Below are 19,559 nucleotides of genomic sequence, written 5' to 3'. Positions count from 1 at the left end.
GATTCAGGGCGTTTGCACCAACCGCCCCAGCCGTTGCTTGAGCATCTGGTTCTCGGCCCGCAGTTGCTGGACTTCCTCCAGCAGGTCGAGCGCCAGGGCGACGCCTTCCCATTCCAGCTCCAGGTCCTTTTGCAGCGCCGAGGCGCGCTTGGCCAAGGCCAGTTCGTAATCGGTGAAGCGCCAGGACTCGGGACTGGTCCCCACCGGTTCAACGATGCCGTGCTCGACGATTTCGATCACGTAGGCCACCGACAGGTCGGTGGCCTCACAGAATTCTGCCATGTTCACTTGAACCAAACGGGGACTGCTCATTGTTAGCTACTCCATGATTCTCTTGGATCGAAGGCGGCTTTTTGTGCCAGTTCCTGCCACAACGCCTTGACCTCGTCGTCGGTGTTTTTCGGCATCACCGCCTTGAGTTGCACAAACAGGTAACCGCGCTGCCCGGCCTTGTTCAACAAGCCATGGCCCTTGGCGCGCATGCGCTGGCCGTTCTGGCTGCCGGCCGGCACCTTGAGGTTGATCTTGCCGGTGAGGGTCGGCACCGCCACTTCCGTGCCCAACGCCAACTCCCACGGGGCCAGTGGCAGGGTGATGATCAGGTTCTCACCTTCCACATCGAATTTAGGGTGTGGCGCGAACTTGATGATCAAGTACAGATCACCATTGGCACCACCGCCAATCCCCGGCGCGCCCTGGCCCTTGAGGCGGATGCGCTCGCCGTCGGCCACACCGGCCGGGATCTTCACGTTCAGGCTCTTGGTGGTGTTGCTGACGTGCTGGCCGGCCGCGTTGTATTGCGGCACCTGGAAGTTGACCTGCTTGGACTCGTTGGACAGGGTCTCTTCGAGGAAGACCGGCAGTTCCATTTCCACATCTTGCCCTCGACGCCCGGCACTGCGGCCCTGGGCACCACCAAAACCATTGCCGCGCGAACCGAAGATCGAGCTGAAGAAGTCCGAGAAGTCGCCGGTGTCCTGGCCACCGCCGCCATAGCCACCACGGCTCTGCCAACCTGGCGGGCCCTGGAACGGCTGGCCATGCTGGCCGTATTTGCGCAGATCGTCGTATTCGGCGCGCTTGTCGGCACTTTTCAGCGCTTCATAGGCTTCGGACGCGTCCTTGAACTTGGCTTCAGCGTCCTTTTCCTTGCTCACGTCCGGGTGATATTTGCGCGCCAGCTTGCGATAGGCGGCCTTGATCGCCTTGTCGTCAGCGGTGGGTTCTACACCGAGAATCTTGTAATAGTCTTTGAAGTCCATCGGGGGCATCACCATCCATTATCGATATCGCACTGCCAGCGTCACAGCATGCGCCTGTTTGCGGCGTCTGGATTGACCGATCTCAATCTTGTGACCGAAGGGTGCGTCAGAAGTTTATCGGCGCTGCGGGCAGAATCCTGCAGCCACCAACCGTATGGGGAGGATTTGGGGGCAAAGGCCGGGCTTTCAAGGTAACAAGTGCGTTGTATTTAGCGGATAGTCGGCCTACGCATCTGCACGCGGGTGGCATACACTGCGCGGCCGTTTTTCAACCGGAACCCGATTGACATGAAAAACCCATCCCCAGCCCGTGCCTGCGGTATCGACTTCGGCACGTCCAACTCCACCGTCGGCTGGATTCGTCCCGGCATGGAAACGCTTATCGCGCTGGAGGACGACAAGATCACGCTGCCGTCGGTGGTGTTCTTCAACTTCGAAGAGCGCCGCCCGGTGTACGGTCGCCTGGCCCTGCACGAGTACCTGGAAAACTACGAAGGCCGGCTGATGCGCTCGCTCAAGAGCCTGCTGGGTTCCAAGCTGATCAAGCACGACACCAGTGTATTGGGCACGGCCATGCCGTTCACCGACCTGCTGGCGCTGTTTATCGGCCAACTCAAGAGCCGCGCCGAGACCACCGCCGGGCGTGAGTTCGACGAAGTGGTGCTGGGCCGTCCGGTATTTTTCGTCGACGACGACCCGATGGCCGACCAGGAAGCCGAGAACACCCTGGTGGACGTGGCCCGCAAGATCGGCTTCAAGGACATCTCGTTCCAGTACGAACCGATTGCCGCGGCCTTCGACTACGAGTCCACCATCGAGAAAGAAGAGCTGGTGCTGATCGTCGACATCGGCGGGGGTACCTCCGACTTCTCCCTGGTGCGCCTGTCGCCCGAGCGCCGCCAGATCGACAACCGCCACGACGACATCCTCGCCACCGGCGGTGTGCACATCGGCGGTACCGACTTCGACAAGCAGCTCTCGCTGGCCGGCATGATGCCGCTGTTCGGCTACGGCAGCCGCATGAAAAGCGGCGCCTACATGCCCACCAGCCACCACATGAACCTGGCGACCTGGCACACCATCAACTCGGTGTATTCACAGAAATCCAAGCTGGCGCTGGGCAGCATGCGCTACGACATCGAGGACACGGGTGGCATCGACCGCCTGTTCAACCTGATCGAACAGCGCGCCGGGCACTGGCTGGCGATGGAAGTGGAAGAAACCAAGATTCAGCTGACCCGGCAGGACAGCCGCCATGTGCTGCTGGACCGGGTCGAGCCGGGGTTGAGCGTGGAATTGAGCCGGGCGCTGTTCGAGTCGGCCATCGATGGCTTGCTGGAGCGGGTGCGCAATGCGGTGACGCAACTGCTCAACGACGCCTCGGTGGACGTGGCCCAGGTGGACACGGTGTTCTTTACCGGGGGTTCCAGCGGGATTCCGGCGCTGCGCCACAGCATCTCGGCGATGCTGCCGAATGCGCAGCATGTGGAAGGGAACATCTTTGGCAGTATTGGCAGTGGTCTGGCGATTGAGGCCAGCAAGCGCTACGGCTACTGAGTTTTAGCTGAAACCGTGGCGCGCCCTTCGCGAGCAAGCCCGCTCCCACATTCGGCTGCATTCCAAAGTTGGAACTCGGTCAAATGTGGGAGCGGGCTTGCTCGCGAAGGGGCCAGTCCAGGCAACATCAATGCCTAAACCATCCCCGCCAGCTTCAACTCACTCTTCAAGTACGCATAATAAATCGGCCCCGCCACCACCCCCGGCAGGCCGAAGGCGGCTTCGAACACCAGCATCGCCAACAACAATTCCCACGACTTGGCACTGATCTGCCCACCGACAATCCGCGCGTTGAGGAAGTACTCGACCTTGTGGATCACGATCAGGTAGCCCAACGCCGCCACCGCCACCCAGATCGACAGCGACAAGGCCACGATGGTGATCAGGGTGTTGGACATCAGGTTGCCGATCACCGGCAGCAGGCCCAGCAGGAACGTCAGCACGATCAGGGTCTTGGTCAGCGGCAGGTGGATCCCGCACAACGGCAGCACCACCGCGAGGAAGATCGCGGTGAACGCGGTGTTCAGCGCGGCGATCTTGATCTGCGCGAAAACGATGTTGCGAAAGGCCTGGACCAGCAGGTGCAGGCGATCAAACAGCGCGGCCGCCAGGGGCTTGCGCTTGGTCAGGTCCGGCACCCGTTGCAGGGCGATGATCGCCCCCAGCACCATGCCGATCAGCAAGGTCACGAACATGTGCGCGGCGTCTTTGCCCACCAGTTGCAGTTCGCTGAGGTGTTTGCTCAGCCATTCGCCGATGGCCACGCGGAACTCGGCGGCGCTGGCCGGCAGGTAGGCGTCGAGGAACGGCGGCAACTGGCCGCGGGCACGGTCGACCACGCCCATGAACTTATCGAGGGAAGCCCCCGGGTTTTCCGCTTCGTGCAGCAGGAAGCTGATGGCCCCGGCAAAGATCAGGGTCAGGATGCTGACGATCAAGGTTCCCAGCAAGGCTACCGCCAACCAGCGCGCACGCCGGCCTTCGATCAGCCGCTGCAACTGCGGGGTGAGCATGTTGACCAGCTCATACACCAGCAGCCCGGCCAGCAGGCTCGGCAGCAACTTCAATGGCAAAACCAGCAGCAGCCCGCCAAAAATCAGCACGCAACTGACCAACAACAACACGTGACGCTGAGAAAACGTTGGCATACAGCCTCAAAACGAACGGCGTTAAAGGATGGGCAGTCTGCCAGCGTTGGGTGAATCAAGCGAGAAGTCTAAACGCGGTCCAATGTGGGAGCTGGCTTGCCTGCGATGGCGGTGGGTCAGCCAACAAAGGCATCGACTGTCAGGTCGCAATCTTAGGCAAGCCAGCGCCCACAGAGTTCTGCATCATTATTTCTTCAGGCAGGTGCTCATAAAGGTTTTACGCGCATCGCCGGTCAGCGCCTGGGTTTTCGCGGTGGCGTTGCAATCTTTCATCTTCTGTTGCTGTGGGGTCAGGGTCTTGGCGTCGTTGGCCGCCGGGGCCGCCTTGAGGCAGTTGCTCATGAACGCCTTGCGATCATCACCGGTCTTGCCACTGGTCTTGGCTTCGGCGTTGCAGGTGGTCATTTTTTGTTGCTGAGCCGTCTGTGCGGCAGTCGCGGCAAAGCCTTGGGAACACAGCAGCAGGCCCATCATCAACAGCGGAATACGCAGCATCTTCATGGAGTTTTCTCCCTGTTACCGTGCCGAGGGGCACGGCCTCCCCAGCAGTGTAGTCAAACCCTGTTACACCTTCCTGCCGCGTATATGGGTCCGGCGATACTGCTCCGGCGTGCAGCCGGCCTGGCGCTGGAACATCGCGATAAACGCCGAGGCCGTACTGTATCCCAGGTCAAACGCGACTTCCTGGACGCTGCGCGCGCTGTCCAGCGCTTCGATCGACGCCAGGAACCGCAGGCGTTGGCGCCATTCGCCGAAGCTCATCCCCAGCTCACGCACAAATTGCCGCGCCAGGGTGCGCTCACTGACATGCACCTGCTGCGCCCACTGGGCCAGCGCGCGGTTATCGCCAGGGTCGGCCTGCATGCCCTCCAGCACACTGAGCAACCCGGGATGGCTGGCATACGGCAGGAAACAATCGTGCACCGGCGCCTGCCTGAGCTGGTCTACCAGCACCTGGGCCAGGCGCACGTCGGCTTCGTTCTGGGGAATGTTGACGTCACGCTCGGCGAAATCACTGAGGATCGCCTTGAGGATATCGCTGATGGCCAGGGTGCACGGCTGCGCCGGCAATTGCTCGCACAAGGCGGGCGCCAGGTACACCGAGCGGTAAACGATCGCCTGGGCGTTGTAGGAACTGTGCTGGGTGTTGGGTGGGATCCATACCGCATATTGCGGCGGCGACATAAAGCGACTGCCAGCCACTTCAAAGCGCATCACGCCACGGGCCGAGTAGTCCAGGGAACCCCAGGCATGCTGGTGCGCACTGGCATGGGTGTCAGCCTCGAATTCCGAATAACGGAAATACACCGGTGCCGGCAACTGGTCAAAATCGGGAAGGTTGATGTACTTCTTGAGCATGTTGTCTGGATACAAAGGTCGGATGGCTGGATCGAAGTATAGGCTTCGATCCAGACAAAGGATAATCACCGCTCATAGACGCAATTGGTTCTTTTCGATGCAATACGCTTATCCGTTACTGGCCATTTTTATCTGGGCCGGCAATACCGTGGTCAACAAACTCGCGGTGGGGACGATTTTCCCTGCCGAGATCGGTTTTTACCGCTGGCTGCTGGCCGGCCTGCTGTTTACCCCGTTCATGCTCAAACCCGTCATCGCCAACTGGCCGCTGATTCGTCCCAACCTGGGCAAGATCTTCATCCTCGGCGTGCTGGGCATGGCGGTGTACCAGAGCCTGGCGTATTACGCCGCGAACCTGACCTCGGCCACCAACATGGGCATTATCCTCTCGCTGATGCCACTGATGGCTCTTACCGCCGCAATCATCAGCCTTGGCCAGCGCCTGACCTTCGGCGCCCTGACCGGTGCCGTGCTGTCGTTCGCCGGCGTGGTAGTGGTGGTTTCCGCCGGTAGTCTCAGCGCCCTGCTGCAACACGGGCTGAATATGGGTGACGCGATGATGCTGGTGGCCACCCTCGCCTACGCGGTCTACAGCACCTTGCTGAAAAAATGGCAGCTGCGCTTGCCGCCACTGGTGTTGCTGTACCTGCAGGTGCTGGTGGCGGTGGTGGTGTTGTTTCCGCTGTTCCTGCTCTCCGACAAGGCCGGCCTTGGCTGGTCGAATATCCCGCTGGTGCTGTACGCCTGCCTGCTGGCCTCGATGCTCGCGCCGCTGGCCTGGATGCATTCGGTGAAGACTCTCGGCCCAAGCCGCACCACGCTGTTTTTCAACCTGCTGCCGCTGATCACCGCGTTGATTGCCGCAGTGGTGTTGAAGGAGCAACTGGCGCTGTATCACCTGGTGGGCGGCTTGCTGACCCTGGGCGGGGTGATTCTGTCGGAGCGCTGGACGACGCCGGTTCGCAGCAATATCAGCGCGCAGGAAGCTACTTGAGCCCCACCACTCCGGCGACGATCAAGCCCACCGACACCAGCTTGATCAGCGTCAGGCTCTCCCCCAGCAACGCGAACCCGAGAAACACCGTGCCCAGTGAGCCAATGGCGGTCCAGATCGGGTAGGCCACGCTCACCGGCAACTCACGCATGGCCAGGGTCAGGAAGTAGATCCCGCCCACGGCCGCGATGACGGTGACCAGCGACGGCCACAGCCGGGTGAAGCCGTCGGCGTACTTCATGCCCATGGCGAAGGTCACCTCAAAGCCGGCGGCGATCAGGAGGAAAAGCCACGACACTTCAGAAGCTCCCGGCCAGGTCGCGCAGTTGCCCCTCGACTGCATCGCAGGAACGGCGGAAAACGCTCGGGTCGGACTCTTCGCCTTCTGCGGCGATCACCGTGACGTCTTCAATGCCGATGAACCCCAACGCGGTCCGCAGGTGCGGATCGGCGTGGTTCATCGCCTCGTTTTCCCCGCCCGGGCCAAAGCCGCTGCCGCCGCGACTGGTGATGATCAAGGCCTTTTTGCCCAACAATAACGGCTGGTACTGGGCGATACCCTGGCTGTCCTGGGTGATATCCACGGTGAGGCCCATGCGCACGATCTGGTCGATCCAGGCCTTGAGGCCGCTGGGAATCCCGAAGTTGTACATCGGTACGGAAATCACCAGCAGTTCGTGCTCGACGAGCTCGGCTACCAGCTCATTGCTCAGTTGCAAATCGGCGTGCATGGACAACGGCATCGCCTGCGGCTCCGGGTGGAAGCTGGCGGCAATGAACGCTTCGCTGACGTGGGGGATAGACGCCCGGCCCACTTCGCGGCGGGTCAACTGCGCGTCGGGATTGGCGGTGTGCCAGGCGGCCAGGAACACCTCGGCAAGGCGCCGGGAGTGGGAACGTTCGCCGCGGGGACTGGAATGGATCGCAAGCATTTTTTTCATCTGTAGGCCTTCACACGCTAGACTCAGGCAACCTGAATGGCTGCCCCTGTTGCGCATAAATCTAGAGCCGAGCGGCCACCCTCACAAATGAGCAATAGTTGTTTTGGATGAACTGAATTCATCCATGGAGCCACACATGTTTGCTTCGCTGCCCCTGACCGCCCTGCGCGCCTTTGAATCGGCCTCGCGCCTGTTGAGCTTCAAGGCCGCCGCCCAGGAGTTGTCGGTAACGCCGACGGCGGTGTCCCATCAGATTCGCTCCCTGGAAACCTGGCTCGGCGTACCGCTGTTCGAGCGCCTGCCGCGCCAGGTGCGCCTGACGGAACGCGGCGAGCGCCTGTTCCACAGCCTGCACGGCGCCTTGCTGGACGTCGCGCAAAGCGTCGACACCCTGCGCCCGCAACGCAGCGCCGGCAATCTCACGCTCTCCACTACGCCGGCGTTTGCCGCTCTGTGGCTGGTGCCGCGACTCGGGCGCTTCTATGCCGCCCATCCGGATATCAGCCTGCGCCTGGACACCAACTGCGCCGTGGTCGATTTACAGCAGGATGCCAGCGTCGACCTGGTGATCCGCTACAGCATCGACGACTACACGAACCTCTACGGTTTGTGCCTGTTCGACGAATGTTTCGCCGTGTATGGCTCCCCCGAACAAGTCGCCCTGGCGCGCGAGCGCACCCCGACCCTGATCAGCGTGCGCTGGCACAACTCCAGGCTGTACGCCCTGGGCTGGCAGGCCTGGTGCGAAAAGGCCGGGGAAGACTGGTTGCAATCCACTTCGCCGCTGCGCGAATACGACGAAGAACACTACGCCCTGCAAGCGGCCATCGCCGGCCAGGGCCTGGTGCTGGCGAGCAATATCCTGGTCTCGGAAAGCGTCGCCAGCGGGTTGCTGGTGCCTTACCGGCCACAGGTCCGCGTCAACGGCGCCGGCTACAGCGCCCTGTGCGTACCGGGACGGGAACGGCACCCGCCGGTCCGGGCGTTTTTTGAGTGGTTGCAGGAGGAAGCGCGGCTGTCGGGGCACGCTCTGTAAAATCCGATAAAACTTTTTGCGTTGCCTGGGACTCACAACTTGGAGCGATCACGCCGGCAGAGCGTGGCGCAAAACCGGATTAGTACCAGGAGAATGAGATGACTGACTCACATTTGTCTGACGTAGCCACTTTACGTGACCGCGCCCGCAAGAACGTCGAAAACGGTGCCGTGACCGAAGGTTATGACGCCGACCGCCAGGAAATCCTGCGTCTGCTCAACGAATCGCTGGCCACCGAGCTGGTGTGCGTGCTGCGCTACAAGCGCCACTACTTCATGGCCAATGGCGTCAAGGCGCATGTCGCCGCCGAGGAGTTCCTCGAGCACGCCACCCAGGAAGCCGAACACGCCGACAAGTTGGCCGAGCGTATCGTGCAGTTGGGTGGCGAGCCGGAGTTCAACCCCGACTTGCTGTCGAAGAATTCCCACGCGCAGTACGTGGCCGGCAATACGCTGAAGGAGATGGTCTACGAAGACCTGGTGGCCGAGCGCATCGCGGTAGACAGCTATCGCGAAATCATCCAGTACATCGGTGACAAAGACCCGACCACTCGCCGGATCTTCGAAGACATCCTGGCCCAGGAAGAAGAACACGCCGACGACATGGCGGATATTCTGAAGGACCTGTAACTAACACAGCTAACACCGCAAAACCCATGTGGGAGCGGGCTTGCTCGCGAAGGCGGTGGGTCAGTCGGAACATTCTTGACTGATCCACCGCCTTCGCGAGCAAGCCCGCTCCCACATTTGGTTCACGGTTTTGTCAGCTAGCCTTTCACTGTTTTAGGTGCCTTGCCTTCCTTCATCTGTTGCAGCAGCGGCGCACACTGGTTCGGCTCATCGCCGCTCGGTGCCACCAGCGCCAGCAAACCCGCCGCCGGGCCGGCAATCACACCCAAGGCAACCATGCCCGCACCACGCAGCATCAGCGGCACCGCCTTCACGCCAGCATTCGGTTTGATAAACGGCCCGTTGACGTACAACGGCGAGCGCAGGGAGAACAGGCGGAAGCCTTTGGACTCCGGGGTAATGGTCAGGTCAAGCTGCTCGCTGGCCATGTTCGCGGTGCCATCGATGTAGATGATCGCGTTCTCGGTATCGAACACAAACAGGCGAGTCGTCGCCAGGCCCGACTTGATGCCGAAGTCTGCGGCCGCACAGTTGATCTTCACTTCCTTGTCGCCAAACAGGCGGCCGACCACGTAGTTGCCAACGTTGAGCCCGGCGATTTCCATCAGTCCGCGGCTGATGGCGCCGTCGTTGATCAACATCTTCAGATCGCCATTCGACGTGCCAAGCAATGCCGCGACGGAGTTGCCGCGCCCGGAAATGTCCGCGTCGCCGTTGAGCTCACCGAAGCTGGTTTTCATCGGCTCGAAGGTCGGGAACAGCTGCTTGAGCTTGAAGTTGCGCGCGGTGAGTCTGGCCTGGCCTTCCATCGGCGTGGTGCGCCCGTTGAGACGAATCTGCGCGTCGAGCTTGCCACCGGCCACGCCGAAACGCAGGGGCTCCAGGCTCAACTGCCCGTCGTTCAGCACCAGGTGAGTGTAGAGATCGGTGAACGGCAATTCGGCACTGTGGACGATGCGTTTGCCGGTGAATTCGACGTCGGCATCCATGTCGCGCCAGCGCTCGGTGCGGAACTCTTCCACCGGCAGCACCTTGGTCGCCGGCTGCTTGCTTTCGCCGCCACGGGCTTTTTGCTTGGCGTTGGAGTCGGCGCCGATCAGCGGCGCCAGGTCGGTCATCAACAGCTGGTTGGAGACCAGCGCCCCGGTGAGCTTGGGCCGCGGCTGGCTGGCGACGTAGCCGAGGTTGCCGTGGATGTCGCTGTTGCCGATCTTGCCGTTGAAGTTTTCATACTGGAACGACGCGCCACTGGCCTCATGCAGCTTGGCGATCAGGTGGCCGTCGGTGGAATAGGCCGGCGAATCCGGCAAGGTCACGCCGGTCAGCGGGTACAGGTTGCCCAGGCTGCTGCCGGAGAGTTTGAGGCGCAGGTCGAGGGCGCCGAGGTTCATCGGATCGGTCAGGGTGCCGGCCAGCGCGATGCTGGTGTCGCCGATCCTGGCCTGGGCTTGCAGCGGGAACGGCTTGGCCGCGTCCTGCAAGGCCAGCAGGCCACCGATCTTGCCGGTGCCATCGAGTCTCTGGCCGTGGTATTGGCCCTTGACCTTGAGGCCGAACGCGTAATCCTGCGGCGCCGAGCCTTTTTCCAGGGCTTTCCTGGCGTCGGCATCGCCGACGATCTCGCCGAAGGGGATCGGCTTGCCGAGCAGGTCGATCACGACGTCGAGCTGGGTCTTGAGAGTCTGGTCGTCGAGGGTCACATGGCCTTTGTCGAAGCCGATGGCGCCGATGTCCACCACCCAGTTGGACGGTTCGGCATTCGGGTCCTTGGGGTCGAACTTGAAGGTCCAGTTGGCGCGGCCATCGGCCAGGCGCTGCAACTGCGCACTCGGTTCGGTGAGGTCGATACGCGGGATCACCACGCGCTGGGCCAGCAACGCCAGGGGCGAGATACGCAACTCCACGCGCTTGAGGGTGACCATCTGCGGGGCTTTCGACCAGTCGGGATTGCCCAGGGTCAGGTCTTCGGCAATCACATGGGGCCACGGAATCCAGGCGCGCCAGCCACCTTCATCGGGCTCGCGCTGCCACACCACTGCCAGGTTGCCATTGATGGCAAACGGTCGATGCAGCTCTTCGGAGACCTTGGCGTTGAGGGGCGGCTTGATCCGGTTCCAGTCAAAGAACACCAGGACCAACACCACAATGGCGATTAACAAAACGAAGCTGGCGCAGCTCCAGGCGAGAATTTTACGAGTGCGCGTCATTGCACAGGACTCCAGGTTACGACTGAGCGGGCGCTTTGCGGCGCGCGTTTTGACTACAGCTTATATGGCTACGACTGACAAACGGCGCGGGGGTTTAACCCCATTGATGAATTCCTCATAAAAACCGCCTTTCCTGACCAACCAGACAGTTTCAATCATCAACGACGCACCGTTGTTACCCACGTTCGTGTCGAAAATACCCACCTCGGTGCAAAAGCGCGGGCTTGAGACCTGCGAGATAGAGCCTTCGCAGGGAACAATCAATTCTGTTGATTATTACCATTGTGTTTATGAACTTTTATATCGACTTATCAAGAGTAGCATTAGCCCTGTACCCAATTTATCGCCCTCCCAAGGAGCAACCCATCATGAAACGCCAAATACTCGCAAGCTTTGCACTTTCCCTCCTGGCCACCAGCGCATTTGCCCTGCCAGCTGCTGAACAGGCAACCCCACAAGTGAAAGCCGACGCTTCCCACTTCAGCCAAACCCTGGCTCGCAGCGGCGCTTCGGACAAGAACAACACCGACTACAACGGCAGCATCACTGAAAACGGTTCGGAACAAGCCAACAAACGTGCTTACACCGAAGGCGTTGCTGAAGGTGGCCGTGACCGTCTGGAACAGAAAGGCCTGGTTGAAGGTGGCGCTGATCGCCTGATGGAACGCAACGCTGTTGCCGAAGGTGGCCGTGATCGCCTGGAACAGAAAGGCCTGGTTGAAGATGGTTCGAGCCGCGCCAACAAACGCGCTTATGCTGACGGCGTAGTGGAAGGCGGTGCTGACCGTCTGGCAGAACTGCATCAAGCACAGAGCTAAGCCCGTGCTGGCCCTGGAAAAAAGCCCGATCAGCCGATCGGGCTTTGACTTTGTGTGAACCGCAACGCCCTTCTCCCTTTTGAAGTTCGACGCTGGCAAAGCTGATTTGCTAGAGTGCGTCGCTGTCCTTGTCCACAAAGCCCGCCTGCCAATGCTGCCCCGCGCCGAACAGAAGCAACAGACCCGACTCGCCCTGATGGACGCAGCCCGCCATCTGATGGAGTGTGGCCGTGGGTTCGGCAGCCTCAGCCTGCGTGAAGTGGCCAAGACCGCCGGCATCGTGCCCACCGGTTTCTACCGTCACTTTGCCGATATGGATCAGCTGGGCCTGGTATTGGTCAGCGAAGTCGGCCAGACCTTTCGCGCGACGATTCGCCTGGTGCGCCACAACGAATTCGTGATGGGCGGCATCATTGATGCCTCGGTACGGATTTTCCTGGATGTGGTCGCCGCCAACCGTTCGCAATTCCTGTTCCTGGCCCGCGAGCAATACGGTGGCAGCCTCGCCGTTCGCCAAGCCATTGGTGCCCTGCGTGAGGACATCACCAGCGACCTCGCCGCCGACCTGACCCTGATGCCCAAGCTCCAGCACCTGGATGCCGACGGCCTGCACGTGATGGCCGACCTGATCGTCAAGAGCGTGTTCGCCACCCTGCCCGACATTATCGACCCGCCCGCCGAAGCGCTGCCTGCGCACCTCACGCCACAAGCCAAGATCACCCAGCAGCTGCGCTTCATCTTTATCGGCCTCAAGCATTGGCAAGGCCTGGGCAGCACCGAATAACTCAGCGCACGGTGTGAAAACGCTTGGCGGTGGTGTAGTTCCGGTTCCAATAGCTGTTGGCCAGTGAGTCGATGCGCACGCTTTTACCCGTGCGTGGCGAGTGGATGAACTTGCCCTCTCCTATATAGAGACCAACGTGGCTGACCTGGCCGCGCCCATTGCCCCTGAAAAACACCGCATCACCCGGTTGCAACGCATTGCGCTTGACCGTGGCCGCGGTTGAGCGGTGCATCGCCGAGGTGGTGCGAGGCAGATGAATGTTGGCTTCGGTCTTGAACAGGTACACCAGGAAGCTGCTGCAATCGAAGCCCTGCTTCACCGAAGCGCCGCCCAATTTATAGGGCGTGCCCAACAGCTCGTGGGCGCGGTCGATCACGTTGTCGATAGTAGGTGGCGGCGCGAATGCCGGGGCACGCTGAAGATTGGCCGAAGCAGATGAAATGGCGAGCGACAAACTGACAATGAGTAAACAGAAAAATGACTTGTACATGGTGGAAACCGCTGAAGATTAAATACGGAGCGGAATCCTAATGAAACAGCGCGTAACGCAACGCATGGCAAATCCTGCAAGTGCGTAGGAAAAGTCCCAAGCAATCAAAACTCATAAAAGATGAAAGAAATTTCATGCACCAAGCAATGGAATTCAACGCCGAGCGCCCGGATCCGGTGCTATAAATCCAACCACGCACCAAAATGAAACATTTTGGAATAATTTCCTGCGCCATCAGGTGGCACAAGTCGCCTGCCTACAGGGAATTCCTACTCCCCGCGTGGTTGGCAAGACCCTTGCTCTAGCTTGCTTATCGCTCATAGCTGGAAGCTTTCTGATGCTGGTGATCCACCGCCGAATCGCCCCCCAACCCGTCTGGGCCGCAGAGTTGCTGCTGAATTTCGAAGCCCGCAGTAAAAGCCGCCTGCGCTGTTTCAGTGCCGACGGAGAAGACGTCGGCCTGTTTCTGGAGCGCGGCCAACCGCCGCTGCACGATGGCGAATTCCTACAGGCTGAAGACGGACGTGTCGTACGCGTGTGCGCCCGGCCTGAACAACTGCTGCACGTCACCTGCGGCAATGCCTTTGAACTGACCCGCGCAGCCTATCACCTGGGCAACCGCCACGTGGCCCTGCAAGTGGGTGACGGTTGGCTGCGCCTGCTCGATGACTACGTGCTCAAGGCCATGCTCGATCAGTTGGGCGCGACGACCGAGACCATCGAGGCCCCCTTCCAGCCGGAACACGGCGCCTATGGCGGCGGCCACCACCATTCCCGCCATGGCGACGAAGACTTCAACTACCCGCCCAAGCTGCACCAGTTCGGCGTACGTCTATGAACCCAGCCTGGGCGCTGTTGCGTCTGGCCAGTCCGCAGCTGCCGATTGGTGGCTACAGCTATTCCCAGGGCCTGGAAATGGCCGTGGAGCAAGCCCGCGTGACCGACCCGGCAAGTGCCGGGCGCTGGATCAGCGATCAACTGTTGCTCAACCTGGCGCGCTTCGAAGCGCCACTGCTGCTCGCCCACTGCCAGGCCGCGGCCGAACAGGACTGGCCACGCCTCGCGCAGTTGTGCGAGGAACACCGCGCCAGCCGTGAAACCCGCGAGCTTTATCAGGAAAGCCGGCAGATGGGCTATTCCCTGCACCAGCTATTGAACGGTTTACCGGAGCTGGATGACGCCGCCCGAGAGTTCCTGGCACAGCGCTCCGAACCGCACCTGGCCCTGGGCTGGGCCCTGGCCGCCCGCGCCTGGCAGATCAGCCCGGATGACGCCCTGGCCGCCTGGCTGTGGAGTTGGCTGGAAAACCAATTGGCGGTGCTGATGAAGACGCTGCCTCTGGGCCAACAAGCCGCCCAGCGCCTGACCAGCGAACTGCTGCCGCTGCTGCAACAAGCCCAGCAGGACGCCAGCCAGCTTGACCCCAATCACTACGGCAGCGCCGCGTTTGGCCTGTCCCTGGCGTGCATGGCCCATGAGCGCCAGTACAGCCGCCTGTTCCGTTCCTAGGGCACTTTATCTTGGAGAATCACATGAACCCCCAACCCCTGCGCGTCGGCATCGGCGGCCCGGTCGGCTCCGGCAAGACCGCCCTGACCCTGGCCCTGTGCCTGGCCCTGCGTGATCGCTACAACCTGGCGGTGGTCACCAACGATATCTACACCCGCGAAGACGCCGACTTCCTGGTGCGCAACCAGGCCCTGGCGCCCGAGCGCATCATCGGTGTGGAAACCGGCGGCTGCCCCCACACCGCGATTCGCGAAGACGCCTCCATCAACCTCGAAGCAGTAGACCAGTTGAACCGTCGCTTTCCCGGCCTGGACCTGATCCTGGTGGAATCCGGCGGCGACAACCTGTCGGCCACCTTCAGCCCGGAACTGTCGGACCTGACCATCTACGTGATCGATGTGTCGGCCGGCGACAAGCTGCCGCGCAAAGGCGGGCCGGGAATCTGCAAATCCGACCTGCTGGTGATCAACAAGATCGACCTGGCGCCGTTGGTAGGCGCATCCCTGGAGCTGATGAACAGCGATACCCAGCGCATGCGCGGCGGTAAACCTTTCGTCTTCAGCAATCAGAAAACCGGCGTCGGCCTGGAAGAAATCGTCGCCTTCATCGAACGCCAGGGCTTGCTGACCGCAGCCTGATCAACCCCCACAAGGAGCCTGTCCATGCGCCTCAATACACTTCTCGCTGCCGCAGCCTTGCTGCTCACTCCCGCCCTCGCCTTCGCCCACCCCGGCCATGGCGACAACGGCCTGGTGGCCGGTATCAGCCACCCGCTGGGCGGCATCGACCACTTGCTGGCAATGGTCGCCGTGGGCCTGTGGGCCGCTCAACAAAAAGGCTCGGCGCGCTGGGCGCTGCCGTGCACGTTTGTCGGCACCATGCTGATCGGCGGGATGCTGGGCTTTGAAGGGCTGGAACTGCCGGCGCTGGAAAGCGGGATTGCCGCGTCGGTGCTGGCGCTGGGCCTGGCGGTAGCGCTGGCGGTGCGGCCGCCGTTGTTCGTGGCGGTGGCGGCGACGGCGCTGTTTGCACTGTTCCATGGCGTGGCCCATGGTTTGGAGCTGCCGGACATGTCCAGCCCGTGGGCGTATGCCATAGGGTTTGTGGGTGCGACGGCGGTTTTGCATGCTGCCGGTTATGCCGTGGTGCGTTTCCTGCCGGCGGCGGCTGCGCCGTTGGTGCGGGTGGCGGGTGCGGCTTCGGCGGCGACCGGGGTTTGGTTGCTCGCTGCCTGATTTTCGGTGCTCCTGAGGGCCTCTTCGCGAGCAAGCCCGCTCCCACAGTCGACTGCATTCCAACAATGGAACTCGATCGAATGTGGGAGCGGGCTTGCTCGCGAAGGCGGCAGTAAAGACAACACCGATCCCAAGCCTGATACCATGTCGCGCAAACACCCCTGCCGTGACGACGCCAGCCGATGCCCATCGCTCCAAGCTCCGCCCTCAAGCCTCAATTGACCGCCGTGTTGACGCACTTCCACGACCTGATCGTGCCGCTCTGGCAAGGCCCGGGCTGGAATGCCGACCTGGCGCTGCCCTATGAGGCCCTGGACGCCGATCATCGGCCTTTGCCCCCGCAACGCTATCGCGCCATGGCCTGCGCACGGCAGTTGTACCTGTTTGCCAGCCTGATCGGTGAACCCGGCGCAGCCTTTGCCGAGGAGCGCGCCGCCGCGTTGTTCCGCTCCCTGCAACGGCACTTCCACGACGCCGAGCACGGCGGCTGGTTCTACAGCATCGACGCCCACGGCAAGCCGCTGGATAAACGCAAGGACCTCTACACCCACGCCTTCATCATCTTCGCCTGCGCCCACTATTGGGCCAAGGTGCGTGAATCGCTGGTGGAGTCGGTGCTCGATGCCGCCCTGGAAGTGGTCGCCGAACGCTTCGCCACCGGCGACGGCCTGTATGAAGCGGTGCTGGAGCGTAACTGGTCATCCCTCAAGTCTGGCCCTCTGCAAAACCCGCTGATGCACCTTGCCGAAGGTTTCCTCGCCACGTTGGCCGTGCGGGAGGACGCCGTCACCCAAGACGCGTTGCTGGACCTGGCCAACGCCATGCAGAAGCGCTTCATCGACCGCCAACACGGGGTGATGATGGAAAAACCGCTGGGCGCTGTGGATAACTGGTTTGAACCGGGGCATCAGTTCGAATGGTTCTTCCTGCTGGAATCTTCGGATTTGCTGCGGGGCACACCGTTGCACACATCACTGAGCAAAGCGTTCACCTATGCAGAGCAAAAGGGTGTGGATAACCTGACCGGTGCGGTCAGCGGCATGCTCGCCCTGGACGGCAGCGTGCGCGACGGCACCCAGCGCATCTGGGCCCAGGCCGAATACCTGCGGGCGCTGACCTTGCGGCCCGACAGTGAAGCCGTGCTGCAACGCCAATTGCTGGCGCTGCAACAACGCTTCCTGCACGACAAAGGCTGGAATGAGTGCCTGGATGCCAAGGGGCACGTGAGCCGGCGGGACATGCCGTCGACCACGCCTTACCACTTGGCGACGTGCTATCTGGGCCTTACGCAATCCATTTGCGGTCCCCGGTAAAACTGATCGTCAGCCAGCGGGCCGCGTCGGGCTTGCCCAACCCTGTGGATATTTCTTCGCGCAGCCCGTCCAGGGTGGCGACGTTATCCACCGGGTAATCCGCCGGCAGCACCACATGAATCTCGATAAACCGCGCCCGCCCGTGCTTCTGCACGTAGGACACGTAATCATCGAAACCATGCCTGGCCTGGGCCGCCTCCATCACTTCGCGCACTTTGCCGTCCAGTTGGTCCGGCACAATTCCCAACACGTCGCGTAGCGCCGGGCGCAGGATCTTGAAGGCCGGCGCCAGCATGCTCAACGCCAGCAGGATCAGGATCAACGGGTCGACATACACCGCCCACTGCCCATAGCCCTGGGACTTGAGCAACAGCGCCGCCAGGAAGCTCACCAGCAGCCCCACCGACAGCATCGCGTCCACCAACCAACTGATGTTGTCGAACTGGATCAGCGACGACTTGAGCGTGCGATTGCGGTAACGCACGTAGAAGAAATAGGCGAACTCGACGACGGTAAACACCGCCGCATAGATGATCACCAGGCCCAACTCGATATCGCGCCCGCCATTGATAATGCCGAACACGCCGTTGAGAAACGCGTAGATGGCGATCAACAGCAGGAAACTGCCCTCGATCAGCAGCACCATGGGCTCCAGGTGCCAGTAGCCGAACTGGAAACGTTCGTTGCTTTTCTTGGCGATCAGCTTGGCCGTGATCAGCATCAGCACCTTGATGGCGGTGGCGATCAGCGAGAAAAAGCCGTCGAATAAAATCGATTGGGCGCCCGACACCACCCCCGTGACAATCCCGGCGATCGCCACGGCGAACATCAGGATGGTCGATTGTTTGAGCAGCGACTGCTCACCTCGGTTACTCACATATCCTCCTGTCAAAAACTTTGAACCGCACAGCGCGGCGGGGTTTTCAGGGGTGGAGTGTACCTTATGTCCTGTTTTGGCCGATTTGCCGCATTTTCCAGGCTGATAAAAACCCTGTGGCGAGGGAGCTTGCTCCCTCGCCACAACAGCTCGACGAACTTAGGCCTTGGCGCCACGCTCAATCGCAAACCCGGCCCAGGTCTGGCTCACTGGCATCAGCTCCAGGCGGTTGATGTTCACGTGTGCCGGGGTGTTAAGCACCCAGAAGATCGTATCCGCAATGTCCTGCGGCTGGATCGGCTCGGCACCGGCATAAGTCGCGTCATAACGCGCCTGGTCACCGGCAAAGCGCACCAGCGAGAACTCACTCTCACACAGGCCCGGCTCAATGTTTGTCACGCGCACGCCGGTGCCCTGCAGGTCGCAACGCAGGTTCAGCGAGAACTGTTTGACGAAGGCCTTGGTGCCGCCATACACGTGGCTGCCCGGGTACGGGTAGCTGCCGGCAATGGAACCGAGGTTGATGATGCCGGCGCCACGGCCGTGGGCGATCAAGCGCGGCAACAGCAGGCTGGTGGTGGTCAGCAGGCCCTTGATGTTGGTGTCGACCATGGTTTCCCAATCGTCGAGGCTGCACTTCGGCGCAGGGTCGGTGCCCACCGCCAGGCCGGCGTTGTTGATCAGCCCGCGCAGCGTGGCAAAGGACGGCGGCAGGTTCGCGATCGCCTCTTCCATGGCCTTGCGGTCACGCACGTCCACCACCAGGCCGAGCACTTCGGTCTGCTTGGAAAGCTCGGCGCACAGGGCGTTCAAGCGCTCTGCGCGGCGGCCGGTGAGCACCAGTTTCCAGCCGGCTTCGGCAAAACGGCGGGCACAGGCTTCGCCAAAACCGGAGGTCGCGCCAGTAATAAACAGCGTATTGGACATGGTGTTCTCCTTGCGGGGCTACGAGGTAAAAAATCAGCCAGCAGAATGCCCGGCTGCCGGGCTGGCGGCAACTGATACACGCTGTGGACACAGGTGAATGCCGCTCATGCTGTACGAAATTCAACCAATCGCCCGAAAGCCATACAGGCCGTGGCGTGCAGCCATGTGCGCGCACCTTATCCACAGCCCCGTCCACAGTCTTTGGGGGCAAGTACAAAAGCTGAAAGCCGCGCTACACAAGGCTTTCAGCGCGATTCAAAAAGTTTTTTGCTTGACCTTGCGCAGCCCGTATGTAGCCCGGTTCAAAACGGTGCAACCAGGACGATGGCTCCAGGCCAGTCATTCCGGCCTCTGCGGCACTCTTTCCAGAGTTTAGTCACAGACTTATCCACAGGCCGGAGTGACATATTCCGGTCATATACCTGTGTCTTTAAACAGGTTGACAAAACCCTCGGGTGGTCACGAAAAACTCA

Annotated in this window: 22 protein-coding genes; 11 read left to right on the top strand and 11 right to left on the bottom strand. The window is 61.3% G+C overall.

Annotated elements, in window-relative coordinates:
- Window positions 1-3: 3 nt before the first annotated feature.
- A complete protein-coding gene (locus C0058_RS02915; protein ID WP_003217397.1) occupies window positions 4-312 on the bottom strand; it encodes a chaperone modulator CbpM in 309 nt (102 codons plus the stop codon).
- Between the two features lie 2 nt (window positions 313-314).
- On the bottom strand, window positions 315-1,262 hold the full coding sequence (locus C0058_RS02910; RefSeq protein ID WP_008439071.1) for a DnaJ C-terminal domain-containing protein: 948 nt from the start codon (window positions 1,260-1,262) through the stop codon (window positions 315-317).
- A 288-nt stretch (window positions 1,263-1,550) separates the two neighbouring features.
- Here C0058_RS02910 and C0058_RS02905 point away from each other — a divergent pair, with 288 nt between their 5' ends.
- A complete protein-coding gene (locus C0058_RS02905) occupies window positions 1,551-2,819 on the top strand; it encodes an Hsp70 family protein (protein WP_003217400.1) in 1,269 nt (422 codons plus the stop codon).
- 134 nt (window positions 2,820-2,953) lie between these two features.
- Here the strand turns inward: C0058_RS02905 and C0058_RS02900 are convergent, their stop codons facing one another.
- From C0058_RS02900 to C0058_RS02890, 3 genes are all read right to left on the bottom strand, one after another.
- Complete coding sequence (locus tag C0058_RS02900; RefSeq protein ID WP_003217402.1) at window positions 2,954-3,967, bottom strand: AI-2E family transporter; 1,014 nt, start codon at window positions 3,965-3,967, stop codon at window positions 2,954-2,956.
- 186 nt (window positions 3,968-4,153) lie between these two features.
- Window positions 4,154-4,468 (bottom strand): PsiF family protein, encoded by a 315-nt coding sequence (locus C0058_RS02895; RefSeq protein WP_003217404.1) that lies wholly within the window; start codon window positions 4,466-4,468, stop codon window positions 4,154-4,156.
- A 63-nt stretch (window positions 4,469-4,531) separates the two neighbouring features.
- A complete protein-coding gene (locus C0058_RS02890; RefSeq protein ID WP_102370215.1) occupies window positions 4,532-5,326 on the bottom strand; it encodes a helix-turn-helix transcriptional regulator in 795 nt (264 codons plus the stop codon).
- A gap of 97 nt (window positions 5,327-5,423) precedes the next feature.
- Here C0058_RS02890 and C0058_RS02885 point away from each other — a divergent pair, with 97 nt between their 5' ends.
- Window positions 5,424-6,320: a DMT family transporter gene (locus tag C0058_RS02885; RefSeq protein ID WP_102367995.1), complete on the top strand. Its 897-nt coding sequence runs from the start codon at window positions 5,424-5,426 to the stop codon at window positions 6,318-6,320.
- Here the strand turns inward: C0058_RS02885 and C0058_RS02880 are convergent.
- Window positions 6,313-6,618 (bottom strand): multidrug efflux SMR transporter, encoded by a 306-nt coding sequence (locus C0058_RS02880; RefSeq protein ID WP_102367994.1) that lies wholly within the window; start codon window positions 6,616-6,618, stop codon window positions 6,313-6,315. The genes C0058_RS02885 and C0058_RS02880 overlap by 8 nt on opposite strands.
- A 1-nt stretch (window position 6,619) precedes the next feature.
- A complete protein-coding gene (locus C0058_RS02875) occupies window positions 6,620-7,261 on the bottom strand; it encodes an FMN-dependent NADH-azoreductase (RefSeq protein ID WP_102367993.1) in 642 nt (213 codons plus the stop codon).
- A 124-nt stretch (window positions 7,262-7,385) separates the two neighbouring features.
- Between C0058_RS02875 and C0058_RS02870 the strand changes: the two genes are divergently transcribed.
- A complete protein-coding gene (locus tag C0058_RS02870) occupies window positions 7,386-8,297 on the top strand; it encodes a LysR substrate-binding domain-containing protein (RefSeq protein WP_102367992.1) in 912 nt (303 codons plus the stop codon).
- A 98-nt stretch (window positions 8,298-8,395) separates the two neighbouring features.
- A complete protein-coding gene (locus tag C0058_RS02865) occupies window positions 8,396-8,926 on the top strand; it encodes a bacterioferritin (protein WP_003217418.1) in 531 nt (176 codons plus the stop codon).
- 137 nt (window positions 8,927-9,063) lie between these two features.
- Here the strand turns inward: C0058_RS02865 and C0058_RS02860 are convergent, their stop codons facing one another.
- Window positions 9,064-11,133 (bottom strand): AsmA family protein, encoded by a 2,070-nt coding sequence (locus tag C0058_RS02860; RefSeq protein ID WP_102367991.1) that lies wholly within the window; start codon window positions 11,131-11,133, stop codon window positions 9,064-9,066.
- A gap of 368 nt (window positions 11,134-11,501) precedes the next feature.
- On the opposite strand from C0058_RS02860, the gene C0058_RS02855 reads away from it, so the two are divergent.
- The gene (locus tag C0058_RS02855; protein WP_003217421.1) at window positions 11,502-11,951 is read left to right on the top strand and encodes a hypothetical protein; all 450 of its coding nucleotides are present in this window, start codon (window positions 11,502-11,504) and stop codon (window positions 11,949-11,951) included.
- 151 nt (window positions 11,952-12,102) lie between these two features.
- Window positions 12,103-12,735 carry a TetR family transcriptional regulator gene (locus C0058_RS02850; protein ID WP_017478372.1) on the top strand — a complete coding sequence of 211 codons (633 nt, stop codon included), beginning with the start codon at window positions 12,103-12,105 and terminating at the stop codon, window positions 12,733-12,735.
- Between the two features lies 1 nt (window position 12,736).
- On the opposite strand, the gene C0058_RS02845 is transcribed toward C0058_RS02850, so the two are convergent.
- Window positions 12,737-13,225, bottom strand: coding sequence for a C40 family peptidase (locus C0058_RS02845; protein ID WP_003217425.1), 489 nt, complete (start codon window positions 13,223-13,225; stop codon window positions 12,737-12,739).
- A 337-nt stretch (window positions 13,226-13,562) separates the two neighbouring features.
- Between C0058_RS02845 and ureE the strand changes: the two genes are divergently transcribed.
- The 5 genes from ureE (at window position 13,563) to C0058_RS02820 (ending at window position 17,282) form a co-directional block, all read left to right on the top strand.
- Window positions 13,563-14,063 (top strand): urease accessory protein UreE, encoded by a 501-nt coding sequence (ureE, locus tag C0058_RS02840; RefSeq protein ID WP_008439076.1) that lies wholly within the window; start codon window positions 13,563-13,565, stop codon window positions 14,061-14,063.
- Window positions 14,060-14,734 (top strand): urease accessory protein UreF, encoded by a 675-nt coding sequence (locus tag C0058_RS02835; protein WP_003217429.1) that lies wholly within the window; start codon window positions 14,060-14,062, stop codon window positions 14,732-14,734. The genes ureE and C0058_RS02835 overlap by 4 nt, the downstream gene beginning before the upstream one ends.
- A gap of 23 nt (window positions 14,735-14,757) precedes the next feature.
- Window positions 14,758-15,372 carry an urease accessory protein UreG gene (ureG, locus tag C0058_RS02830; protein WP_102367990.1) on the top strand — a complete coding sequence of 205 codons (615 nt, stop codon included), beginning with the start codon at window positions 14,758-14,760 and terminating at the stop codon, window positions 15,370-15,372.
- Between the two features lie 24 nt (window positions 15,373-15,396).
- Window positions 15,397-15,969 (top strand): HupE/UreJ family protein, encoded by a 573-nt coding sequence (locus C0058_RS02825; RefSeq protein ID WP_087692463.1) that lies wholly within the window; start codon window positions 15,397-15,399, stop codon window positions 15,967-15,969.
- A 182-nt stretch (window positions 15,970-16,151) separates the two neighbouring features.
- Window positions 16,152-17,282, top strand: coding sequence for an AGE family epimerase/isomerase (locus C0058_RS02820; RefSeq protein WP_102367989.1), 1,131 nt, complete (start codon window positions 16,152-16,154; stop codon window positions 17,280-17,282).
- On the opposite strand, the gene C0058_RS02815 is transcribed toward C0058_RS02820, so the two are convergent.
- On the bottom strand, window positions 17,254-18,159 hold the full coding sequence (locus C0058_RS02815) for a cation diffusion facilitator family transporter (RefSeq protein ID WP_102367988.1): 906 nt from the start codon (window positions 18,157-18,159) through the stop codon (window positions 17,254-17,256). The genes C0058_RS02820 and C0058_RS02815 overlap by 29 nt on opposite strands.
- 159 nt (window positions 18,160-18,318) lie before the next feature.
- Window positions 18,319-19,086, bottom strand: coding sequence for an SDR family oxidoreductase (locus tag C0058_RS02810; RefSeq protein ID WP_003217437.1), 768 nt, complete (start codon window positions 19,084-19,086; stop codon window positions 18,319-18,321).
- Window positions 19,087-19,559 lie beyond the last annotated feature (473 nt).

This window comes from Pseudomonas sp. NC02 (genome assembly GCF_002874965.1).
Lineage (GTDB): Bacteria > Pseudomonadota > Gammaproteobacteria > Pseudomonadales > Pseudomonadaceae > Aquipseudomonas.
Note: the sequence above shows the minus strand (reverse complement) of the source record. Positions and strands in the feature narration are given on the sequence as shown.